We start from the raw sequence: 17,863 nt of genomic DNA on the forward strand, positions 1-17,863 counted from the left end.
AGGGACGAGCGAGAGCACGGAAGAGGTCTCCTCTTCCGGAGTGAGCGAAGAGGCTGGGGAGGACGCGGTGCGGTCTCATTGGAGTCGGCTACTGCTCGTGGGAATAAAGATCGATGATTCGAGTGCCTGCACTGCCCTTTCACGACTCAACCCGGACAGTCACCGTAACGTCTGCACCTTCCGCCAACGCCGAGACGAGTTCCCTGCCGAACCCCTCGGCGGCGAACTCACACCCGACGACGAACGTCCGTTCATCGACGTAGTCGCTGGTTCGCCCGACTATACTCCGGTCGCTGCCGAGTTCGAGGTCGGGATGTCCGTGCCCGGAAACGGTTTCTTCGTGGCCGTCGGCCTCGATGATCGTCGTAATCGTGGCGTCGGTATCTCGGCAGGCCTCGACAAATTCGGGGTCGAAATCGGCGGGAGCGCGGTCGGCCTCAACGGCGAGAATGCAGTCTCCGGCGGGCGTGAGAAAATCGTCCGTCGTGACCTCGAAGGTACTCGCGTGTTCGGCGGTCACGTTCTCGTGCCCGCGTGCGTGAATCACTTCTTTCATGCAGTCCGCTTTCAGCGGGGACTACTTCAGGGTCATCCTTTTGTAATGGTGATCGTCACTGCGCCACAATCACATTCGTAGGCGTGGCGCGTTCCTGCGTCCGTCTCCATCGTGAGCATCAACTGCTGCTCGGCGAGGTCGCGGTCACACCCGGCCGCTTCGCACGCACATCGCAGGGTTTCAATCATACACCATCCTTGGCGTGCTACCCACGTTAAATCGACCCGTGTCCGGAGTGAAAGTGAAAGTGTAGGGGAGAAGCCGTCCGTCCTTGGTTTTCGACAACTACTGCGCTGGATTTTCTCGGTGGATGATGATAATCACTTGCGTACGCTACCCGTTATTTATATACCCCTGTTTCGACGTGTGTCAACCGTTTCCACGGGTTTTGGGGCGCGTGCTAGGCGTTTACACATATTTTGAGGGCACAACCTTTAAATATCTATACCGAATATCTGGTAGTACCTGAACGCTTCCGGCGTCACGGTAGCACCGCGCGTCAACCAATGATACGGGAATATTGTACTCGGCTGGTTGGTTATCAAAGCACAGTAGCGACGCTCTCGTGCACCGGAGCGGAAGGAACCGAGGTTTAACTAAGAATGGTAAGCGTAACAGAAGAGGATCTTCAGAACAAGTCGAAAGGTGAACTCATTAAACTCGCAGGACAGCTCCGGGACCGACGGAACGAGCTGAATCAGAAGGCGAGCAAACGCGCGTCTAAGCGTGACGACCTTAACGCAAAGACGCGAGAGAAGGTGGACGAAGCGCAGGAACACCGCGAAAAGCGCGACGAACTGAACGAGCAGGTTCAGGAACACAAAAAACTGCGCAACGAACTCAACGCGGAAGCGAACAAGCTGTTCGAGCAGGTCGAAGACCGCAAGTCCGACCTCGAACTCGACGAGGGCAAAGACCTCGAACAGCTCAAGAAGGAAATCGAAGAACTCGAGTTCAAACAGCAGACCGAAGTGCTGTCCACCGAGGACGAGCGCGAACTCATCGAGAAAATCGAGGCCAAACGCGACGAGTACCAGAGCCGCAAGGGAAAGCTCGAACAGAGCGACGACCTTGAGGAACTGGTCGAAGAGGCGGAGGAAGTTCGCGCCGAAGCGAGCACCCACCACGAGAAGGTGACGGAACTCGCGGACAGCGCTCAGCAGCACCACAATAAGATGATCGAGGCCTACCGAGAGGCCGACGACATCCGCGACGATGCCGACGAGATGCACGAAAGCTTCGTGGAGGCCCAAGAGGCCGCCGACCAGCACCACGAGGACTTCGTCCGCGTCCAGAAGCGTCTGCGCGAACTCGACAAGAAAGAAGAAAAGGAGCGCAAGTCCGAGAAGGCCAAGGAGCGAGAAGAAGCCAAGGCCGAGGCCGAGGAAATCTACCAGCAGTTCAAGGAAGGCGAAACCCTCGACACCGAGGACTTGATGAAGCTCCAGAAGACGGGTCTGCTCTAAGTTCTGCGGATTCTCTAACGGCGAACGTTTAACGCGGTCGAACACGCATTTTCTCGAATGGCAAACAACTCACAGGGGCGACGCCGTCTTGTCGTCTTCGTCGGGATAGTGCTAACGCTGGCGGTCGCGTGGTTGCTGTTTTACGCCGTCCCGGACTCGCTCGTCGAACTGTTCGGCATCCTGCTCGTGGTCGTCACCGGCGTCCTCGGCGCGCGATTCGTGGGACGACTCGCGGCGCACCGATTTCCGGACTACGACGTAGCGGAAGTCGCCGTCTCCGGGCCAATCAGTCGGGACGGTCGCGGCGGCGTTCCGTCGAGAAGCGGAACGCCTGCGGACGCCATCGTGGAGCAAATCGAGAAGGCTGACGAAGATTCGAACGCACAAGCGCTCCTGCTTCGACTGAACACGCCGGGTGGCGAAGTTGTCCCGAGTGAGGACATTCGCCTCGCGGCGGAACGCTTCGAAGGGCCGACAGTCGCCTACGCGACGGACGTGTGTGCGAGCGGCGGCTACTGGATTGCCAGCGGCTGCGACGAGATGTTCGCCCGCGACGCAAGCCTCGTCGGGAGTATCGGTGTCATCGGGTCGCGGGTGAACGCCGCGGATCTGGCGGACAGACTCGGTCTCTCCTACGAGCGATTCGCGGCGGGCAAATACAAGGACGCGGGCGTCTCGCTGAAGGAAATCGGCGAGGACGAACGCGAATATCTTCAGGGTCTCATCGACGGCCTGTACGACGATTTCGTCCGGCGCGTAACCGCCGGGAGAGATTTGGACGCCGAAACGGTGCGCGAGACGGAGGCTCGCGTGTACCTCGGCGACGAAGCCCACGACCTCGGCCTCGTTGACGAACTCGGCACGCGCGAAGATGTGGAGGAGCGAATCGCGGAACGGTTGGGCGTTCCCGAAGTTTCGGTACAGGAATTCGAACCGCGCCAACCACTGCGCGAGCGACTGAACGTCGGCGCGCAGAGCGTGGCCTACTCGTTCGGTGCCGGTGTGGCGAGCGTGTTGGGTGGAGACGAGAGCAAGCGGGTGGAGGGCTTCGAATTTCGCGTTCGATAGGGACGACTGTGATGATTTAGAGAGACTATTTACGTGATTGGGTTTGGTCGTGTGGCGACTACTGTCCATTTCGTTTCGGTCGCGACTACTGATGCCAACTCCAATGAAACCGTCTCCGCAACCGCAGGGCGGGCAGGCCACGGCCTGCCCGCCCAATTCAAATTTGATGAACCGTTTTCGTCAGCAATTTGTCCTACCGAAACCGATGGCAAGACCGACTAGTCACTTGGCGGGCGAGTGTGTCGCACTCGCCCGTCTGCAGTTGCGGAGGCAGTGGAGGTTGCGGAGACGGTTTCATTGGAGTCGGCAGTAGCTAGCGAGATACTTCCTGAAAATCCCGTAATCACTGCTGTCTCAGAACGAACCTCGACAATCGAAAGCAGAACCCGAGAGCGGCGAACACCACGAAAACGACACCCCACAGAGAATCCATCAACCCCGTCCTTTTACCTCACTACCGACTACCGTGTTCCATGGCCACAGAATCCGGAACCCACGCCTATCGGAACGAACACGGCGACGAGTTCGGACGAACCTACTTCCGCCAACTCGGCGACTTCGCGGTGTCGAGCATCGGTATGGGAACGTACCTCGGCGACCCGACCGACGAGGTTGACGAGGCGTATCACAACGCGATTACGACGGCGCTGTCGGGCGGCATCAACGTGCTCGACACCGCCATCAACTACCGCTGTCAGCGAAGCGAACGCGTGGTCGGGCAGGCCATCGCCGACAGCAACGTTGACCGCGAATCGGTGTTCGTCGCGACGAAGGGTGGGTTCGTACCGTTCGACGGCGACCGACCGGACAATCCGGGCGCGTTCGTCACAGAGGAGTACGTCGATTCCGGACTCATCAAGCGGAACGACCTCGTTCGCGGCAGTCACTGTATTGCTCCCGAATACATCGACGACCAACTGAATCGGTCGCTCGACAATCTAGGGGTGGACACCATCGACTGCTACTACGTCCACAATCCGGAGACGCAACTGCTCGAAAAATCCGAGGAGGAACTGTACGACCAACTCGAAGCCACGTTCACTCGACTCGAAGAGCGCGCCGACGAGGGCGACATTCGCCACTACGGCATCGCGACGTGGACCGGTCTGCGGGTTCCGCGGGGACGCGACGACTACCTCTCGCTTCGGGAGGTCGTCTCCCGCGCACGAAACGCGGCGAAAGCGGCCGAAAACACGACGACGCATTTCCGGGTCGTGCAACTCCCCTTCAACGTCGTTATGGCCGACGCGTTCACCGTCGAATCCCAAGACGGGCCGGAGGGTGACCAGAGCGCGCTCTGGTTCGCCCACGAAGCGGGATTGAACGTGATGACCAGCGCGAGCATCGCCCAGGGAGACCTTGCCGAGGAACTACCGGACGACGTGGCAGAGCGCCTGAACGGCGACACGACCGCCCAACAGGCGATCAACTTCGCTCGGAGTGCACCCGGCGTAACCTGTTCGCTCGTCGGTGCGAGCGACGCGGCTCACGTCGAGGAGAATCTGGATGCCGGTCGCTTCGACCCGTTGGGTGCAAACGCCTTCGACGCAGTCTTTGAATGAGTTGGAACTCGTTGGTCGCAGCAATAAAAGTCGATTTTAGATTACTTTCCACTGATTTTCACACTCCGGACACGACCGAACCGAGAAAATTTCGTCAGGGTCGTTTTGCGTTGTGAGTGATTTCCGGCATGTGGAGCACGACAACCGCCCGTATGTGTCTTTCTCGACTTTCCCCTTTCGTAGACCACTTCGGACTGATTGCATCAATCTATCATACATTGTTATGTGGTAAATAGGTATGGGCAGACAGGTCAAAATGAAGATAATAACTGTGATTTTGTTTTTTAGCCGTTTCACATGTTTTATACTGCGATCATTTCATCGTTAGAATTTTTACACTTGATTGCCTGATTTCCGACATGGATGACAGCCTTCCTGAAATTCTCCAACGTCGATTTCTTCAATTTATTGGTGTAAGCACGACTGCGTTCCTCGCTGGTTGTTTTAATGATGCTTCCGGTGAGACGATGAATACATCATCAACGTCGGCAACGACCGACGGAGCCTCGGAAATGGCTGGCACGACAACGGCACAAACAACGACTGCGGAACCGGAGCCGACCCTCCGCACGGAGTACAATAGCAGGAAACGGTACGGTTCGCCTGGAACGAGTTTCGATACGTTCGGAGACCCCGACCTGTGGGAAGCACAAGAAGGCGAGAAAATGACCGACACGAAGATGAAACGAACCGGGTCACAGAGCCTCAAATTGACTGGTCAGGACGGCCATCACGTGATTCTCCAACGGCGACTGGACGAACCGATGGATTTCTCCAACCGCGACGTTTCGGCAATGATTCGAACAACCACACCGTCGAAAATCGGATTCTACATTTATTTGTACGATACGGATGGAAACCATGCCGTACTGGAACTCCGGAGCATTACCTACCGAACCCCGGATATTGGATGGTTTCGGACCTGTCCCGGTATATTCGGAACCAGCGAAACCGGGCCGGATTTGGCGAACATCTCTCGGATTAAATTGCAAATAACCAATGCGACGAGTGACGACGTCGAGGCATGGGTGGACGATCTTCGCTTCCATCCGAAACCGGATAAGGGATACATCATCCTCAGTTGGGACGACGGTAAACGAAGCTACTATCAACACGCCGCATCCGTCCACGACAAGTACGATTTGCCTGCCGTTTTGACACACCCACCGAAACCAGAAGCCGTTGAAAATAACGATTTTATGTCTCTTGATGAGTTACATGAGCGCCAGTCGAAAGGCGATGAAATCGTCGCACATGGAAGCGTTAAAAATGAGTTCGACGAAATTTCTGAGTCTAAATTGGAGGGTATTCTCCGACGAAACAAGCAGTGGCTTATCGACCACGAGTTCGACGGCGCGAACTTCGTCGTCTACCCGGGAAATAGTTATGACGACACTGCACTCGATGTTATCCAAAAGTATCATTACATGGGTGGAATGAACCAATCTGGTAACATCAACACAACCGGTGTTCACGGTTTCGACCCGCTTGTCCTTCCCCGGACGATTGGAGAGAACTTGGAAATTTCGAAGCAAGTCGTCGATAACGTCGAAAAATATCTGAATTGTGGCATCTTGAATTTCCACGATTTTGAAAACGACGACACGATGCCTGTTGCGGACTACAAAAAACTTCTCGCGTACATCGACAACACATCAGATATCGAGGTTATCACCTTCTCCGACCTCTGGCGAATGCGGCGCGCTAAACAGTAGGCAGTCAGTTACGTTTGGTGGGTGAGAACTCTACCACATATTACAATTAGTGACGTTGCGGTTGCCCGTTTCGGAAGGTTTGACTGTCCCCTCTCGAAATCACTCTACGTGTCCCGTGGCCGCCTCTTTGCGTCGCTTAGCTCGATGGTCTTTTTAGTCAATTTTGCACGAGTGGTGTTCGCTCCCCTTCTCGAACCGCTCAAGGATGCGTTCACCGTCGGCGACGCCACCGTCGGACTCATCGCTACGCTGGTTTGGCTCGGAAGTGCCCTCCCGCGAATCCCGACGGGTTACTTGCTCACCCGCGTTCCGCGACACTACGTCGTGCTCGGTACCGGTGTTCTGTTGACCGGGTCTGCGGCGTTCACCGCAGTCGCCGATTCGATTCCGATGCTCGGCGCGGGTGCGTTCTTGATGGGCGTTTCCAGCGGTGCGTACTTCATCGCCGCAAATCCCCTCGTGAGCGAACTGTATCCCGAGCGCGTCGGACGAGCAATCGGCATCCACGGTACTGCGAGTCAACTCGCGGCGGTTGCCGCGCCGCTGTTCGTCGGGGCCATGTTGGCCCCGATTGGCTGGCGAGGCGTCGTCGGATTCGTCGGTGTGATGGCGGCAGTCACGACGGCCGTCTTTTTCGTCATCGCGCGCCGAACCGCCCTTCCCGATGCGGGGTCGGCAGACCGCGACCTGTGGGCGGCGTTCCGCCGTCAATGGCCCATCATCCTCAGCGGAGTCGCCATCATCGGCGCGACGGGATTCGTCTGGAACGGCCTGTTCAACTTTTATCCGACGTATCTGCAGGCCAAAGGTCTCGAACCGAGCACGGCGCGGACCATGCTTACCGTCGTCTTCGCGGCGGGCGTCCCGGCGTTCTGGCTCACGGGACGACTCGCGGACCGACTGCCGCACGTTCCGCTCATGCTCAGCATCCTCGGCGCATTCGCCGCCTGCCTGTTGGCGATGACCGCGGTGCAGAGTCTCGCCGCAATCGTCGTCGTAACCATCGTCCTCGGATACGTCATTCACTGCCTCTTTCCGGCGCTCGACACCTACATGTTGGATTCACTTCCGGACGAAAACCGTGCCAGCGCCTACGCACTGTACAGCGGAATCATGATGGTCGTGCAGGCGTCGGGGAGTTCGGTCGTCGGGGCACTCCGAGATGCAGGCTTCGCGTTCAACGACGTGTTCCGTGCGTTTTCGGTCGCCTTGTTCGTCATCTTTGCCGTCCTCCTCGTTCTTCACCGGTCGAACCGACTGCCGACCGGGGCGGTGACGAGTTAGTCCGACACCGTTCGACAGACCTGTATCGTGGTCGGAATCAGCGTTTCGTCCGGATCGAGTCCGATGGCCGCGCCGCGAGTGCCGTCCCGTCCGACCACGTTGATGCCCTGCCCGTCTTCGACGAGGTTTTCGAGGACGAGGTCGTGGACGATTTCTGTCGCTCGCTGCCGACTTCACTCCCTTTTTCATTCCCCTCTCCCAAGCCCCCAGCAATGGAGTACGTGCAGGAGCAGGTAACGACGCTCCACGATATAACGGGTCGCGTTCCCGACGTCCCTACAGACCGCACCGCCGTGGTCGTCCCGATGACCGACCGCGAGTATCGGTCGGCGACTGCGAGTCGGATTTTCGCGGAACTCGAATCCGTCGGGCCGGGTCGCGTCGTCATCCCGCTTCGCGCACCATCCGAGCGCGTCGGCGCGGTTCGCGACTGGCTCGCGGAGTTCGACCTTCCCATGACTCTGCTCTGGTGTAACGATCCACGAGTGACCGACCTGCTGGAAGCCCACGGCTTGAACGGTGCGGTCGGAAAAGGGCGGGACGTGTGGCTCGCCCTCGGTGTTGCGGCGATGGACGCGGATTTCGTCGTTTGCCACGACGCCGACGCGAAAACCTACTGTTCGGAAATCGTCCCGCGATTGCTCTCTCCGCTCGATTCCGGCTTCTCGTTCACGAAGGGCTACTACGCCCGCGTCGAGGACGGAAAGCTGTACGGGCGGCTGTTTCGGCTGTTTTACGCGCCGCTCGTCCGGGCGCTGCGGAACGCACACGACGCGCCCGTTCTCTCCTACCTCGGCGCATTCCGATACGCGCTGGCGGGCGAGTTCGGCGTGACCGCCGAACTCGCGTCGAACCTCCGTATCGAGCGCGACTGGGGGTTGGAAGTCGGCACCCTCGGCGAAGCATTTGGACGAGTCGGATTCGACGGAACTGCACAGGTGGACCTCGGTCGGTACGAACACGACCATCGCGGCGTTTCCGGGTCGGGAGGACTATCCGCGATGAGCGACGGTGTCGGGCGCGCCCTGTTCCGCGTTTGCGAAGCTAACGGCGTTTCCCCCGATTACGAAACACTCCCGGTGCGTTACCGGAAAACAGCCACTCAGTTCGTCCGCCAGTACGCCGCGGACGCCGCGTTCAACGGCCTGCGATACGATGTGGCCGCAGAGCGCGAGCAGGTCAAAACGTACTCCGAGGCGGTTCGGTCGCCGAGGGATAGCGGTTCGCCGACCGAATCGGTCGGCGAACCAGTTGGCGGACTGCTTCCCGCGTGGTCGGACGCGCCCATCGATCCCGCCGACGTTCGGGAGGCGACGCGACCGCGCCTGCCCGAACGCCAACACTAATATCGGTGGGCCGACCCTTCCCGATAATGAACGAGACGAAGGACGAACTCGCCGGGGTGGTCGATCTGTTCGGCGCGCTCACGCGCGCCGAACTGGCCGAAGCCCTCGCCGAACTGGCGTTCAAGCAGGGCAAGAAAGTGGACGAATCGGCGTTCGAGTCGGTCATCGAGGACGCCGTGACGGACTACTACCTCGTGGAAGCCGAAGTCGAAAGCGACGGGGGAACGGACGGGGAGGAAGCGACCGCGCTCGTTCCTGGGCCGGTCGCCTTTCCGGTGCTTCCCGAAAACGGCGAGGATTTGCCGCACATCATGGACGTACCGGAGCGTTCCGTCAATCGCGAACGAATCGGCGAGCGGGTCAACGACCGCCTTCTCTCGGAGGCGGAAACCGCGGACGAGGAACGTGCCGGCCACCTGTTGGACGTGAGCTACGACCTCGAAGCGTGGGCGCCCGTCTCGGCAGGGAGCGTGCGCGACCGACTGGACGAATCGCTCGGCGACCGGGCAAATTAAGGTCGAACGGAGCAACAAATGGACATGGAATTGGGTCGCGTGGCCGACTACGAACCGCGGTCGGTCACGGACGAGAAGCGCGACGCCGCCGTCCTCGTTCCCGTCGTCGAGCGGAAGGACGGCCCGCATCTCCTGTTCACCAAGCGGGCCGACCACCTCGGGGAACATCCCGGCCAGATGAGCTTTCCCGGCGGAGGACGAGAACCGCAGGACGACGACCTGTGGGACACCGCCCTGCGCGAGGCCAACGAGGAAATCGGCCTTCGACCCGAGGAAGTCGAACGCGTCGGTCGATTGGACGACATCCGAACCATCACGAACTACGCCGTCACGCCATTCGTCGCCCGGATTTCCGACCGAACCTACGAACCAGACGAGCGCGAAGTCGCGGAAATCGCCGTCCTTCCGATTTCGGGGCTGATAGACGCCGAAAACTACGAAAACGAACACCGCGACCACCCGCACTACGGCGACATCGTCATCCACTTTTTCCACGTCGATGGCTACACCGTCTGGGGTGCGACGGGGCGAATGGTGGTGCAGTTTTTGGAACTGGTGACCGACTGGCGGGCCCCCGAGACGATTGACAGATACGTCGATACCGACCCGGATTTGGGGTAGAAAGTCGTTTTTCGGGAGTTCGCGTTGCTAGCAATTTCTGATTTTAGTTCTGTTTCGTCAGTTATCAGTGGGTTTGCTTTCGTGCTGCTAGCTATTCTCGACTCCCTACGACCCCCACCTAGAGAAAATCACTAACGGGCGACTGAGTCTTTTCAGGGGGTGTTTCTGGCTACTCACGACTCCACTGAAACCGCCACCCCACCCGCAGACCCCACCCTCCCCAACCGACTCCCTCACTCGCTAGCGCTCGTTTCGGTCGCCCCCTCGCGTGTGTCGATTACAGGACGCTCGGATTTTTCACGTGGCGCGCACCGGCACAGGTCTTCGGACTCCGAAGATCTGTTTATTTCCGCGCGAGGTTTTCCTGAACGCAGTGAAGGAAGGCTCAGAAGTTGCGCACCCGCGAAGGAGTGAAGCGACCGAGCGGGATCCCTTTCCGGTGGATGACTGAGCGACTGAAAGGAGTGAAGGAATCGGTTGGCGAGGCGTGTGGGCTGGTGCGGTTGCGATGGCGATATTTGGAGTCGTGATTACCTAGCGGAATAGGGGCGAAAACCACCGAAACAAACGCATCCCGTGACAACCATCCATCTCAGAGTTGCCGTTGCCGACAAGCTTTTTAACACTACCGAACAACGGGTAGTCACATGGTCGCACAGACGATGGATCGCGTTCCGCGTATGCAGTAGCCTAGTTCTGACCATGGGGAGCAATCAATGTTAACCAGTAGCCACGCCGTCACACGAACCGGTCTCGATGCGGTCGCACTGAAACCAACCGAATGCGACGTGCGCCGGGCGCTGGAGCTACCCTTCGAAACGGTCACTATCGACTTCGAAGGGCGCGAACATCTCCCCGGTAGAGAAACGATTGCCGAACTCGCCGCAAAGAAGAGTCTTCGCATGACGATTCCGGTTCGGGCGGACGGCTTCGACCCCCTCGGCGACGATTCGCTTTTCGACCGACTGCCGGAAGACGCCGGACAGGTGCTCGTCGCGGGCCACCCCGCCTATCTCTCGAAAAAAGAAAAATCGCGGGCGATTGCACCTCGACTCGGGAGAGCACTCGACCGCGCGCCCGACGCGTGGGTCGGAACGGAGGGCGTCGAACGAATCGCTACCGCGACGGGGGCGACGCAGTTCGAACTGCTCTCTCGCTCGACCGACCACGAACTCCGCGCACTCCGGGCCGCCGGATTCGAGGGGACGATTGCAGTGTACGCGCCGACGGTTCTCACGGATGACGAGAACGTCATCCTCGACGCGGTCGGGGAGTACGTCGCCCGCCGCAAGCCGGTCGCTCGGGCGCTTCCGGAGGACGGGAAAACGGATGCTCGTGCCGTCGAGCGCACCCGAACCGTCCTTTCGAAAGCCAGTCGCGACTTCGCTCTCGTCGGCACCGAAGCGGAGATCGGCGCGCGCGTCTCCGAGTTGAAGGACGCCGGAGCGGACATCGTGGTCGGCTATCCGGCGCGGGGAGTCGAGCCGTTCCTCGGCTAATTCGCCTGCAAACTCCTTTTCGGCGTTCGCCGTGATACCCAGTTTCAAATACCGTGAACGCAATTGCCCGCCCATGAGTTTGCTTCACGAGCACACGACGACGACGGCGGGGGACGACCTCGCCGACACGGAAGTCGCGCTCCTCCCGACCGGAAGCGTCGAACAGCACGGCCCCGCGCTCCCGCTTGGAACCGATTTCATGGCGGCGCAAACGGTCGCCCACACCGTCTCCGACCGCGAGGATGTGGTTTGTCTGCCGACGATTCCGGTCGGCGTCAGCGAACACCATCGCCAATTCGACGGGACGCTTTGGACTGCTCCGGAGACGTTCGAGAACTACATCGGGGACATCGTCGCTAGCATCGCCAGCCACGGCGTTCGGAAGGTCGTCGTCGTGAACGGCCACGGCGGCAACAGCGGCGCGCTCCAGCGCGTCGCGCGCCGCCTCCGACGCGAGGAAATCGCCTTCGCGGTTCCGTGGAACTGGTGGAGCGGAATCGGCGAGATACTGGAAGACGAGTTCGGCGTCGGCATCACCCACGCCGACGAAATCGAGACGAGCATGCTCCTCGCAATCGCCGAGGATCTCGTGCGTGAGGCGAATCTGGAAGACGCGGAGGCGGGGGCAGGCGAGGCGTGGGGCGAAGACGTTCACGGCGCGAACGTCGGCTTCGACACCATCGACTTCTCCGAAAGCGGCGTCGTCGGACATCCGACCGACGGCTCGAAAGAGGCGGGCGAGCGACTGCTTTCCGGCGCGAGCGACGAACTCGATGCTCTCGTGGATTGGCTCCGCGAGCGCGAGATAACCGCCCTTTGGCCGGAGGAACACCGATGAAAATCGCACTCGTCGGCGGCGGTGCGGTCGGCATCACCGCGGCGCACGACCTCGCGGTTCGGGGCGAAGACGTCGTGCTGTTCGAAAAAGGCGAGATTCCGAACGAGGACGCGAGTACGGGACGGGCCGCGGGCGTGCTGTACGACGCGTTCGCCGCGCCCGAGGACGCGAAAATTGGCGACCGCGCAATCGAGCGCTTCCGCGAATTTTCGGGAACCGGCGGCTTCGAGTTCGTGGAAACGCCCTACGTCTGGTTCGCGCGCACGGGCGACGAGAAGCGAGCGGCGGCAGTTCGCGAGCAGGTACCCAGAATGCAAGAACAGGGACGGGACGTGTCGTTCATCGACGGAGACGAACTCGCGAAGCGCTATCCCGCCCTGAACACCGAGGACGTGGCTGTCGCCGCAATCGCCCGAAATACGGGTCGAACCGACCCCGGAAGCTACGCGAAAGCCGTCGCCGAGGAGGCGATAAAAGCTGGCGCGGAGATTCGAACCGACGACGAAGTCGGGGTTCGAATCGACCCGCCCCGCGTCGTTTCCGAGGATGGAACCGAGCAAGAGTTCGACGCCGTCGTCGTCGCCGCTGGCGTCCATACCAAACGCCTCCTCGCGGACGCCGAAATCCCGGTTCCGTTGAAGCCCTACCGAGTGCAGGCGCTCACCTGCGAGTTCGACGCCGACGTACCGATGGTGTACGACGCCACCGAGGGCTACTACCTGCGCCCGCATCCCGAGGGCTTGCTCGCCGGAGATGGGACGGAGGAAGTCGAAAGCGACCCGGACGAATGGAAGCGAGAAGGCGACGAGAAATTCGTTTCCGCCATGGAAGACCGACTCGCGCATCGCCTTTCCGGTTCGGCCGGGGAAAACGCCGCGGCGTTTTCCCCGGCCGTCGAGCGCGCGTGGGCCGGACTTTGCAACGCGACGCCGGATTACGACCCGCTCCTCGGCGAACTGCGGTCGGGTCTGTACGTCGCCGCGGGGTGGCAGGGCCACGGATTCATGCGCGCGCCAGCACTCGGCGAGGCGATTGCGAAGAACGTTCTCGGAGAGGAAAGTATCCCAGAGTTCGACCCGACGCGGTTCGTCGGCGACGAGGAGTTCAAAATCGTCGAAGGGATGGCCGTCGAGTAGAAAACGGTCGGGGGAAAATCGAGAGAAGGACGGTGTTCGGAATCGCGCCTCGGTTTCGATCCGTTACTCGGATTCCGACTGGGATTTTGGAACCCGAACTTCGAGGGTTCCCGAATCGGTCAGCGTCGCCGACGCGCTCTGTGCGTCCACGTCGGCGTCCGCCGGAAGCTCGACCTTCCCGTCGAGGGACATTCCCCGTCCGGGGTACACCATGTCGTAGCCGTCGTGGAAATCGCGGAACCGGTCGATTCGCACGAGCACCGAGTCCTCGGCGAACCGAACCTGCACGTCGCTTCCCGTCGCGCCCGCCGCGTCGAAAACGACGAGGTAGGCGTCCTCGCTCTCCAGCAGATCCGACGGAATCGGGCGTTTTTCCTGCACTTTGCTCGCGGCGCGGCCGACGCGCGATGCGATGGCCGTCGCGGCCGAGCGACCGATGTCCTGAAGAGTCATAGTTCGATTTCGTCCAAACTGTCGGTTTCGCCGCAGTACGGACAGCTGAAATCCGTCACACCGACTTCGTCGGGCATGTCGTAGGTGTAGTGCATCTCGAACATGTCCAGTTCGCAGTCGTCTTTGGTGCATTTGACCTCAAGCGTCGCTGGCATGAGAAGCGATACGTTCTGGATGAAAATAAACGCGCGGACTCCGGTCGTTTTCCGACGACGAACTGCATCGTGAGAGTTTGCCTGTGATAGCCGGAGCTACATTGCAGAGTCGATAGCAATTCCGACTCCAATCAAACCCGCACCGCAACAGCCCACTTTCTCCCCAACCGATTCACTCCCTCGCTGGCGCTCGGGCACCCATCCCTCGCGCGTTTCTCGAGCGTCGGGGTTGTCTCGTCGGTTTTTAACCGGGTTCTTGTATGGGTGGGCGCAAAATCAGTGTAGTCACCGTTTTACCGTTCCGGTCGCAAAAACGAGTATGATTGACCCCACGACCCTCGACGTGACGCTCGTGGACGGGTACGTCGATGAACCGGCCCACTTCGGCGTGCCGCCGTACGTATCGACGTACCCGCGCTACACCGCCGGGGCGCTCGTGGACGCGGGAGTGCCAGCGGAGCGGATTACGTACCACACTATCGACGAGCTTCGCGAGGATAACGGCAAGTGGGCCGACGTGGCCGACGCCGACCTCTTCGTCTACATCGGCGGGATGACCGTCCCCGGCAAGTACGTCGGCGGAACGCCCGCCGAACCAGACGAGGTGCGCAAAATGGCGTGGACGGCCGACGGAACCAGTTTGATGGGCGGCCCCGTCAAGTTCGGCGTCGGGGACGAAAACGCGGGCGGAACCGAAACCGAACGCGACGACCTCGATTTCGATTTCGTGGCGAAAGGCGACGTGGAGGCCGCGGCCTTCGACCTCGTGGAGAGCGGACTGGAGGGCTTCGGCAACCGGATGCGCGACAACGCGGAAATCGACCGCTGGGCCGAGGCGGGCGCGTTCGTCATCGAACAGCACCCGAACCACCCCGACTATCTCATCTGCGAGATGGAAACCTCGCGGGGATGTCCCTACCGATGCTCGTTCTGCACGGAACCGTTGTACGGCAATCCCTCGTTCCGCGAACCGACATCAGTGATTGCGGAGGTGTCCGGACTGTACGACCGCGGCGCCCGACACTTCCGGCTCGGGCGACAGGCCGACATTCTGGCCTACGGCGGAAACGGCGAGAAACCAAATCCCGACGCGCTCCGGGAACTGTACGGCGGGATTCGAGAAGTTGCACCCGACATCGGGACGCTCCATCTCGACAATATGAATCCCATCACCGTCGTGGAGTGGCCCGAACTCTCCCGTGAGGGGATTCGAGTTATCGCGGAACACAATACGGCGGGCGACACCGCCGCCTTCGGCCTCGAATCCGCCGACCCGGTCGTGCAGGAGGAGAACAACCTGAACGTCACCGCCGAGGAGTGTTTCGAGGCGGTGAAAATCGTCAACGAGGAGGCGGGGTGGCGACCCGGAGAGGACGGCGAAAGCGCCCCGACGTTCGGCGCCGACGCCGCGAACCGACTACCGAAACTCCTGCCAGGAATCAACTTGCTCCACGGACTAAAAGGCGAGCGTCGGGAGACGTTCGACCACAACCGGGAGTTCCTCGGGCGAGTGTACGACGAGGGGCTGATGCTCCGCCGGGTGAACATCCGGCAGGTTATGGCGTTCTCGGGGACGGAGATGAACGAAGTCGGCGCGGACATCGCGAACGATCACAAAAAGCTGTTCAAACAGTACAAGCGCGAAGTCCGCGAGGAAATCGACAATCCGATGCTCCAGCGTGTTGCCCCGCCGGGAACCGTCCTGCCGAACGTCCATTTGGAGTACCACAAGGACGGGCGAACGTTCGGACGACAGCTCGGCACCTATCCCCTGCTCGTCGGAATTCCGGGCGAGCGCGAACTCGGGCGAACCATCGACGTGGCCGTGGTCGACCACGGATTCCGCTCCGTGACGGGGGTTCCCTACCCTCTCGACGTGAACAGCGCGACGATGGACGAACTCACGGCGATTCCCGGACTGGGTAAACAGCGCGCCGGAAACGTCATCGTCAACCGCCCCTACGAGACACCCGACGAACTCGCCGAAACGGTGAACGTGGATTTGAGCAAGTTCGCCCGGGCGGAAAAACCGGGAAGCGCGGACTGAACGCCGAAAACTGATTTCCATTTCTCGACCGCGACCGAGCGCCGACACCGAGCGAAGCGAGGATTCGGCGTGAGGAAGCGGTCGGCAAATGACACGGCCACCGGGAGTCAACAATCGACACAATCACAGAATGTCGGCAGATTACACGACCACGGAAGGTCAAAGACTACACAACCGCCAGCGGGCCAGCAGTTCTTCCGCGAGTGAGGAGCGAAGCGACGAACGAGCGGGCCGACGAGCGACCATCGGGAGCGAGGAGTGCTTTTGGTCGAGCTTTTATAGAGAGACGGGCAGGGCCAGCGCAAGTTGCGCTGGCCCTGCCGCTCGACCGTCGTAAAAGGTCGTTCCCGATAATTCTTTAATGGTTGACTACTTGGTTTCAACTGGAGGTCTACGACCTTGGAAATCTCTGACAAACTCCTGTGTCTGTTCAGCGCTGATGTTACTCTCAAAGGCGACGAATACGTCGTCTCTGTTCCACGACGCGAAATCGACACGGGTTCGGTCGAACCGGGAGAAACCTACCGTGTTGCGCTTATCTCGCGCGAAACGGAAACTGAATCGAGCGAAAACCAAACCGAGACGACGGCGACGCAATCCGAGAACGGCAACGGCGGGCCAACTCCTGTTTCGTCCGAGCCACAGCCGCCCGTCGAAGGAGGAGAAATCCGCTACGTCGAAGTCGAAGATATCGGCAAGCAGGGCGACGGAATCGCTCGCGTCGAACGCGGCTACGTTATTATCGTTCCCGGCGCGGAAATCGGCGAGCGCGTGAAGGTCGAAATCACGGAAGTGAAATCGAACTTCGCCGTCGGCGAAATCATCGACGAAGAGTTCTAATAACGACTTTTTTCTTGTAAAGTGGTCTCGGTAGCGGCGGCCGTTTTTATCTGTTACTCGCCGAACGCTCGATGCATCGTGAACCGATTACTGGCTACCGCTCGTACTCGGTTCCGTCGGGTTTTTTCGCTCCTTCCGAATCGTGGACAACGATTTCGCCGGAATCCGGATCGGCGGGTTCGTAGGTGTCGCGAACATCGATTGCTTCTTCCAGTTCGCGAACTGCTCGCTCCTTGAGGGCGTCCGCGAGTTCCTCGGCGTGCTCCCGGTCGATGTCGCGTCCGAGACCCTCGCACTCGTGCGCTCGGACGATACCGGACTCGTCTACCGCTTCGCCCATCGGTTGACTCGTTCCATCCAATTCGACGCTAAAGGGGTACGTTTGACAGATGAGCGGTCGATCGGGGTGGACGGAACACGCACCCCTCCCCGACTCGTCCTCCTCGTAAAATCGGCAGTCGCCGCAGTCGTCGGTTTGGAGCGCCCACTCGAACGTTTCGCCCTCTCCGTCCGTCAGCCCGTAAGGCATGGGTCGCGCCACGTCCCGAAAATCGTACCCCGTCGCGTCTTGTAGTTCCCTCACTTCGTCGGGGAACACCGTCGCAGTGTGGGGATCGTCCGCTTCGCTCGTACAGCAGGCTCCACAGCGCGTACACTCGAATCCGATATCCTCGATTGCGTCCGCGAGGTCGGCGGCGTCGAGTGCTTTCGCGCGCTCCAGTTCGGCTTCGAGACTCTGCACGGTTTTCAGTTCGGGCGAGC

General features: G+C 60.2%; 19 protein-coding genes. 13 read left to right on the forward strand and 6 right to left on the reverse strand.

All coding sequences use genetic code 11. From position 1 onward, the window contains the following. Positions 1–139: 139 nt before the first annotated feature. Entirely contained in the window at positions 140–556 is a 417-nt protein-coding gene (locus tag LIX15_RS16635) for a DUF371 domain-containing protein (RefSeq protein ID WP_227774311.1), read from the reverse strand. 32 nt (positions 557–588) lie between these two features. Continuing rightward, positions 589–744 carry a hypothetical protein gene (locus LIX15_RS16640; protein ID WP_227774313.1) on the reverse strand — a complete coding sequence of 52 codons (156 nt, stop codon included), beginning with the start codon at positions 742–744 and terminating at the stop codon, positions 589–591. A gap of 414 nt (positions 745–1,158) precedes the next feature. Between LIX15_RS16640 and LIX15_RS16645 the strand changes: the two genes are divergently transcribed. The 3 genes from LIX15_RS16645 to LIX15_RS16655 all read left to right on the forward strand — a co-directional run bounded on the left by LIX15_RS16645 (position 1,159) and on the right by LIX15_RS16655 (position 4,652). Further along, positions 1,159–2,022 (forward strand): coiled-coil protein, encoded by an 864-nt coding sequence (locus tag LIX15_RS16645; RefSeq protein WP_227774315.1) that lies wholly within the window; start codon positions 1,159–1,161, stop codon positions 2,020–2,022. Between the two features lie 57 nt (positions 2,023–2,079). Beyond that, complete coding sequence (gene sppA / locus LIX15_RS16650; RefSeq protein WP_227774317.1) at positions 2,080–3,090, forward strand: signal peptide peptidase SppA; 1,011 nt, start codon at positions 2,080–2,082, stop codon at positions 3,088–3,090. Positions 3,091–3,563: 473 nt separating this feature from the next. Then, positions 3,564–4,652, forward strand: coding sequence for an aldo/keto reductase (locus tag LIX15_RS16655; protein ID WP_227774319.1), 1,089 nt, complete (start codon positions 3,564–3,566; stop codon positions 4,650–4,652). A gap of 36 nt (positions 4,653–4,688) precedes the next feature. On the opposite strand, the gene LIX15_RS33105 is transcribed toward LIX15_RS16655, so the two are convergent. Continuing rightward, a complete protein-coding gene (locus LIX15_RS33105) occupies positions 4,689–4,856 on the reverse strand; it encodes an HVO_0758 family zinc finger protein (protein WP_303657534.1) in 168 nt (55 codons plus the stop codon). 155 nt (positions 4,857–5,011) lie between these two features. Here LIX15_RS33105 and LIX15_RS16660 point away from each other — a divergent pair, with 155 nt between their 5' ends. The 8 genes from LIX15_RS16660 (at position 5,012) to LIX15_RS16695 (ending at position 13,606) form a co-directional block, all read left to right on the forward strand. Further along, positions 5,012–6,367, forward strand: a complete 1,356-nt coding sequence (locus LIX15_RS16660; RefSeq protein ID WP_227774321.1) for a polysaccharide deacetylase family protein — start codon at positions 5,012–5,014, stop codon at positions 6,365–6,367. A 144-nt stretch (positions 6,368–6,511) separates the two neighbouring features. After that, complete coding sequence (locus LIX15_RS16665; protein ID WP_227776915.1) at positions 6,512–7,651, forward strand: MFS transporter; 1,140 nt, start codon at positions 6,512–6,514, stop codon at positions 7,649–7,651. A 212-nt stretch (positions 7,652–7,863) separates the two neighbouring features. Continuing rightward, the gene (locus LIX15_RS16670; RefSeq protein ID WP_227774323.1) at positions 7,864–8,997 is read left to right on the forward strand and encodes a glycosyltransferase family protein; all 1,134 of its coding nucleotides are present in this window, start codon (positions 7,864–7,866) and stop codon (positions 8,995–8,997) included. Positions 8,998–9,023: 26 nt separating this feature from the next. Continuing rightward, complete coding sequence (locus LIX15_RS16675) at positions 9,024–9,512, forward strand: DUF7109 family protein (RefSeq protein ID WP_227774324.1); 489 nt, start codon at positions 9,024–9,026, stop codon at positions 9,510–9,512. A 24-nt stretch (positions 9,513–9,536) separates the two neighbouring features. Continuing rightward, a complete protein-coding gene (locus LIX15_RS16680; protein ID WP_227776916.1) occupies positions 9,537–10,133 on the forward strand; it encodes an NUDIX hydrolase in 597 nt (198 codons plus the stop codon). Between the two features lie 716 nt (positions 10,134–10,849). Continuing rightward, positions 10,850–11,632 (forward strand): DUF7388 family protein, encoded by a 783-nt coding sequence (locus tag LIX15_RS16685; protein WP_227774326.1) that lies wholly within the window; start codon positions 10,850–10,852, stop codon positions 11,630–11,632. Between the two features lie 73 nt (positions 11,633–11,705). Continuing rightward, on the forward strand, positions 11,706–12,470 hold the full coding sequence (locus LIX15_RS16690) for a creatininase family protein (RefSeq protein ID WP_227774328.1): 765 nt from the start codon (positions 11,706–11,708) through the stop codon (positions 12,468–12,470). Further along, positions 12,467–13,606, forward strand: coding sequence for an NAD(P)/FAD-dependent oxidoreductase (locus LIX15_RS16695; protein ID WP_227774330.1), 1,140 nt, complete (start codon positions 12,467–12,469; stop codon positions 13,604–13,606). The genes LIX15_RS16690 and LIX15_RS16695 overlap by 4 nt, the downstream gene beginning before the upstream one ends. Positions 13,607–13,669: 63 nt before the next feature. Here LIX15_RS16695 and LIX15_RS16700 read toward each other — a convergent pair whose 3' ends face one another. Both LIX15_RS16700 and LIX15_RS16705 read right to left on the reverse strand, forming a co-directional pair. Beyond that, positions 13,670–14,059 carry an Hsp20/alpha crystallin family protein gene (locus LIX15_RS16700; protein WP_227774332.1) on the reverse strand — a complete coding sequence of 130 codons (390 nt, stop codon included), beginning with the start codon at positions 14,057–14,059 and terminating at the stop codon, positions 13,670–13,672. Further along, positions 14,056–14,214: a DUF7559 family protein gene (locus LIX15_RS16705; protein WP_227774334.1), complete on the reverse strand. Its 159-nt coding sequence runs from the start codon at positions 14,212–14,214 to the stop codon at positions 14,056–14,058. The genes LIX15_RS16700 and LIX15_RS16705 overlap by 4 nt, the downstream gene beginning before the upstream one ends. A 319-nt stretch (positions 14,215–14,533) precedes the next feature. On the opposite strand from LIX15_RS16705, the gene LIX15_RS16710 reads away from it, so the two are divergent. Further along, on the forward strand, positions 14,534–16,261 hold the full coding sequence (locus tag LIX15_RS16710; RefSeq protein ID WP_227774336.1) for a radical SAM protein: 1,728 nt from the start codon (positions 14,534–14,536) through the stop codon (positions 16,259–16,261). A 399-nt stretch (positions 16,262–16,660) separates the two neighbouring features. After that, positions 16,661–17,101 (forward strand): TRAM domain-containing protein, encoded by a 441-nt coding sequence (locus LIX15_RS16715; RefSeq protein WP_227774338.1) that lies wholly within the window; start codon positions 16,661–16,663, stop codon positions 17,099–17,101. 94 nt (positions 17,102–17,195) lie between these two features. Here LIX15_RS16715 and LIX15_RS16720 read toward each other — a convergent pair whose 3' ends face one another. Then, positions 17,196–17,843 carry a YkgJ family cysteine cluster protein gene (locus LIX15_RS16720; RefSeq protein ID WP_227774340.1) on the reverse strand — a complete coding sequence of 216 codons (648 nt, stop codon included), beginning with the start codon at positions 17,841–17,843 and terminating at the stop codon, positions 17,196–17,198. Positions 17,844–17,863 lie beyond the last annotated feature (20 nt).

Origin of the sequence: Haladaptatus pallidirubidus (assembly GCF_020700235.1) — an archaeon.
Classification (GTDB): domain Archaea; phylum Halobacteriota; class Halobacteria; order Halobacteriales; family Haladaptataceae; genus Haladaptatus; species Haladaptatus pallidirubidus.

Coding starts and splice junctions, on each gene's coding strand:
- LIX15_RS16635 (WP_227774311.1), bottom strand. CDS start 556: ATGAAAGAAGTGATTCACGCACGCGGGCACGAGAACGTGACCGCCGAA.
- LIX15_RS16640 (WP_227774313.1), bottom strand. CDS start 744: ATGATTGAAACCCTGCGATGTGCGTGCGAAGCGGCCGGGTGTGACCGC.
- LIX15_RS16645 (WP_227774315.1), top strand. CDS start 1,159: ATGGTAAGCGTAACAGAAGAGGATCTTCAGAACAAGTCGAAAGGTGAA.
- sppA (WP_227774317.1), top strand. CDS start 2,080: ATGGCAAACAACTCACAGGGGCGACGCCGTCTTGTCGTCTTCGTCGGG.
- LIX15_RS16655 (WP_227774319.1), top strand. CDS start 3,564: ATGGCCACAGAATCCGGAACCCACGCCTATCGGAACGAACACGGCGAC.
- LIX15_RS33105 (WP_303657534.1), bottom strand. CDS start 4,856: ATGCAATCAGTCCGAAGTGGTCTACGAAAGGGGAAAGTCGAGAAAGAC.
- LIX15_RS16660 (WP_227774321.1), top strand. CDS start 5,012: ATGGATGACAGCCTTCCTGAAATTCTCCAACGTCGATTTCTTCAATTT.
- LIX15_RS16665 (WP_227776915.1), top strand. CDS start 6,512: ATGGTCTTTTTAGTCAATTTTGCACGAGTGGTGTTCGCTCCCCTTCTC.
- LIX15_RS16670 (WP_227774323.1), top strand. CDS start 7,864: ATGGAGTACGTGCAGGAGCAGGTAACGACGCTCCACGATATAACGGGT.
- LIX15_RS16675 (WP_227774324.1), top strand. CDS start 9,024: ATGAACGAGACGAAGGACGAACTCGCCGGGGTGGTCGATCTGTTCGGC.
- LIX15_RS16680 (WP_227776916.1), top strand. CDS start 9,537: ATGGAATTGGGTCGCGTGGCCGACTACGAACCGCGGTCGGTCACGGAC.
- LIX15_RS16685 (WP_227774326.1), top strand. CDS start 10,850: ATGTTAACCAGTAGCCACGCCGTCACACGAACCGGTCTCGATGCGGTC.
- LIX15_RS16690 (WP_227774328.1), top strand. CDS start 11,706: ATGAGTTTGCTTCACGAGCACACGACGACGACGGCGGGGGACGACCTC.
- LIX15_RS16695 (WP_227774330.1), top strand. CDS start 12,467: ATGAAAATCGCACTCGTCGGCGGCGGTGCGGTCGGCATCACCGCGGCG.
- LIX15_RS16700 (WP_227774332.1), bottom strand. CDS start 14,059: ATGACTCTTCAGGACATCGGTCGCTCGGCCGCGACGGCCATCGCATCG.
- LIX15_RS16705 (WP_227774334.1), bottom strand. CDS start 14,214: ATGCCAGCGACGCTTGAGGTCAAATGCACCAAAGACGACTGCGAACTG.
- LIX15_RS16710 (WP_227774336.1), top strand. CDS start 14,534: ATGATTGACCCCACGACCCTCGACGTGACGCTCGTGGACGGGTACGTC.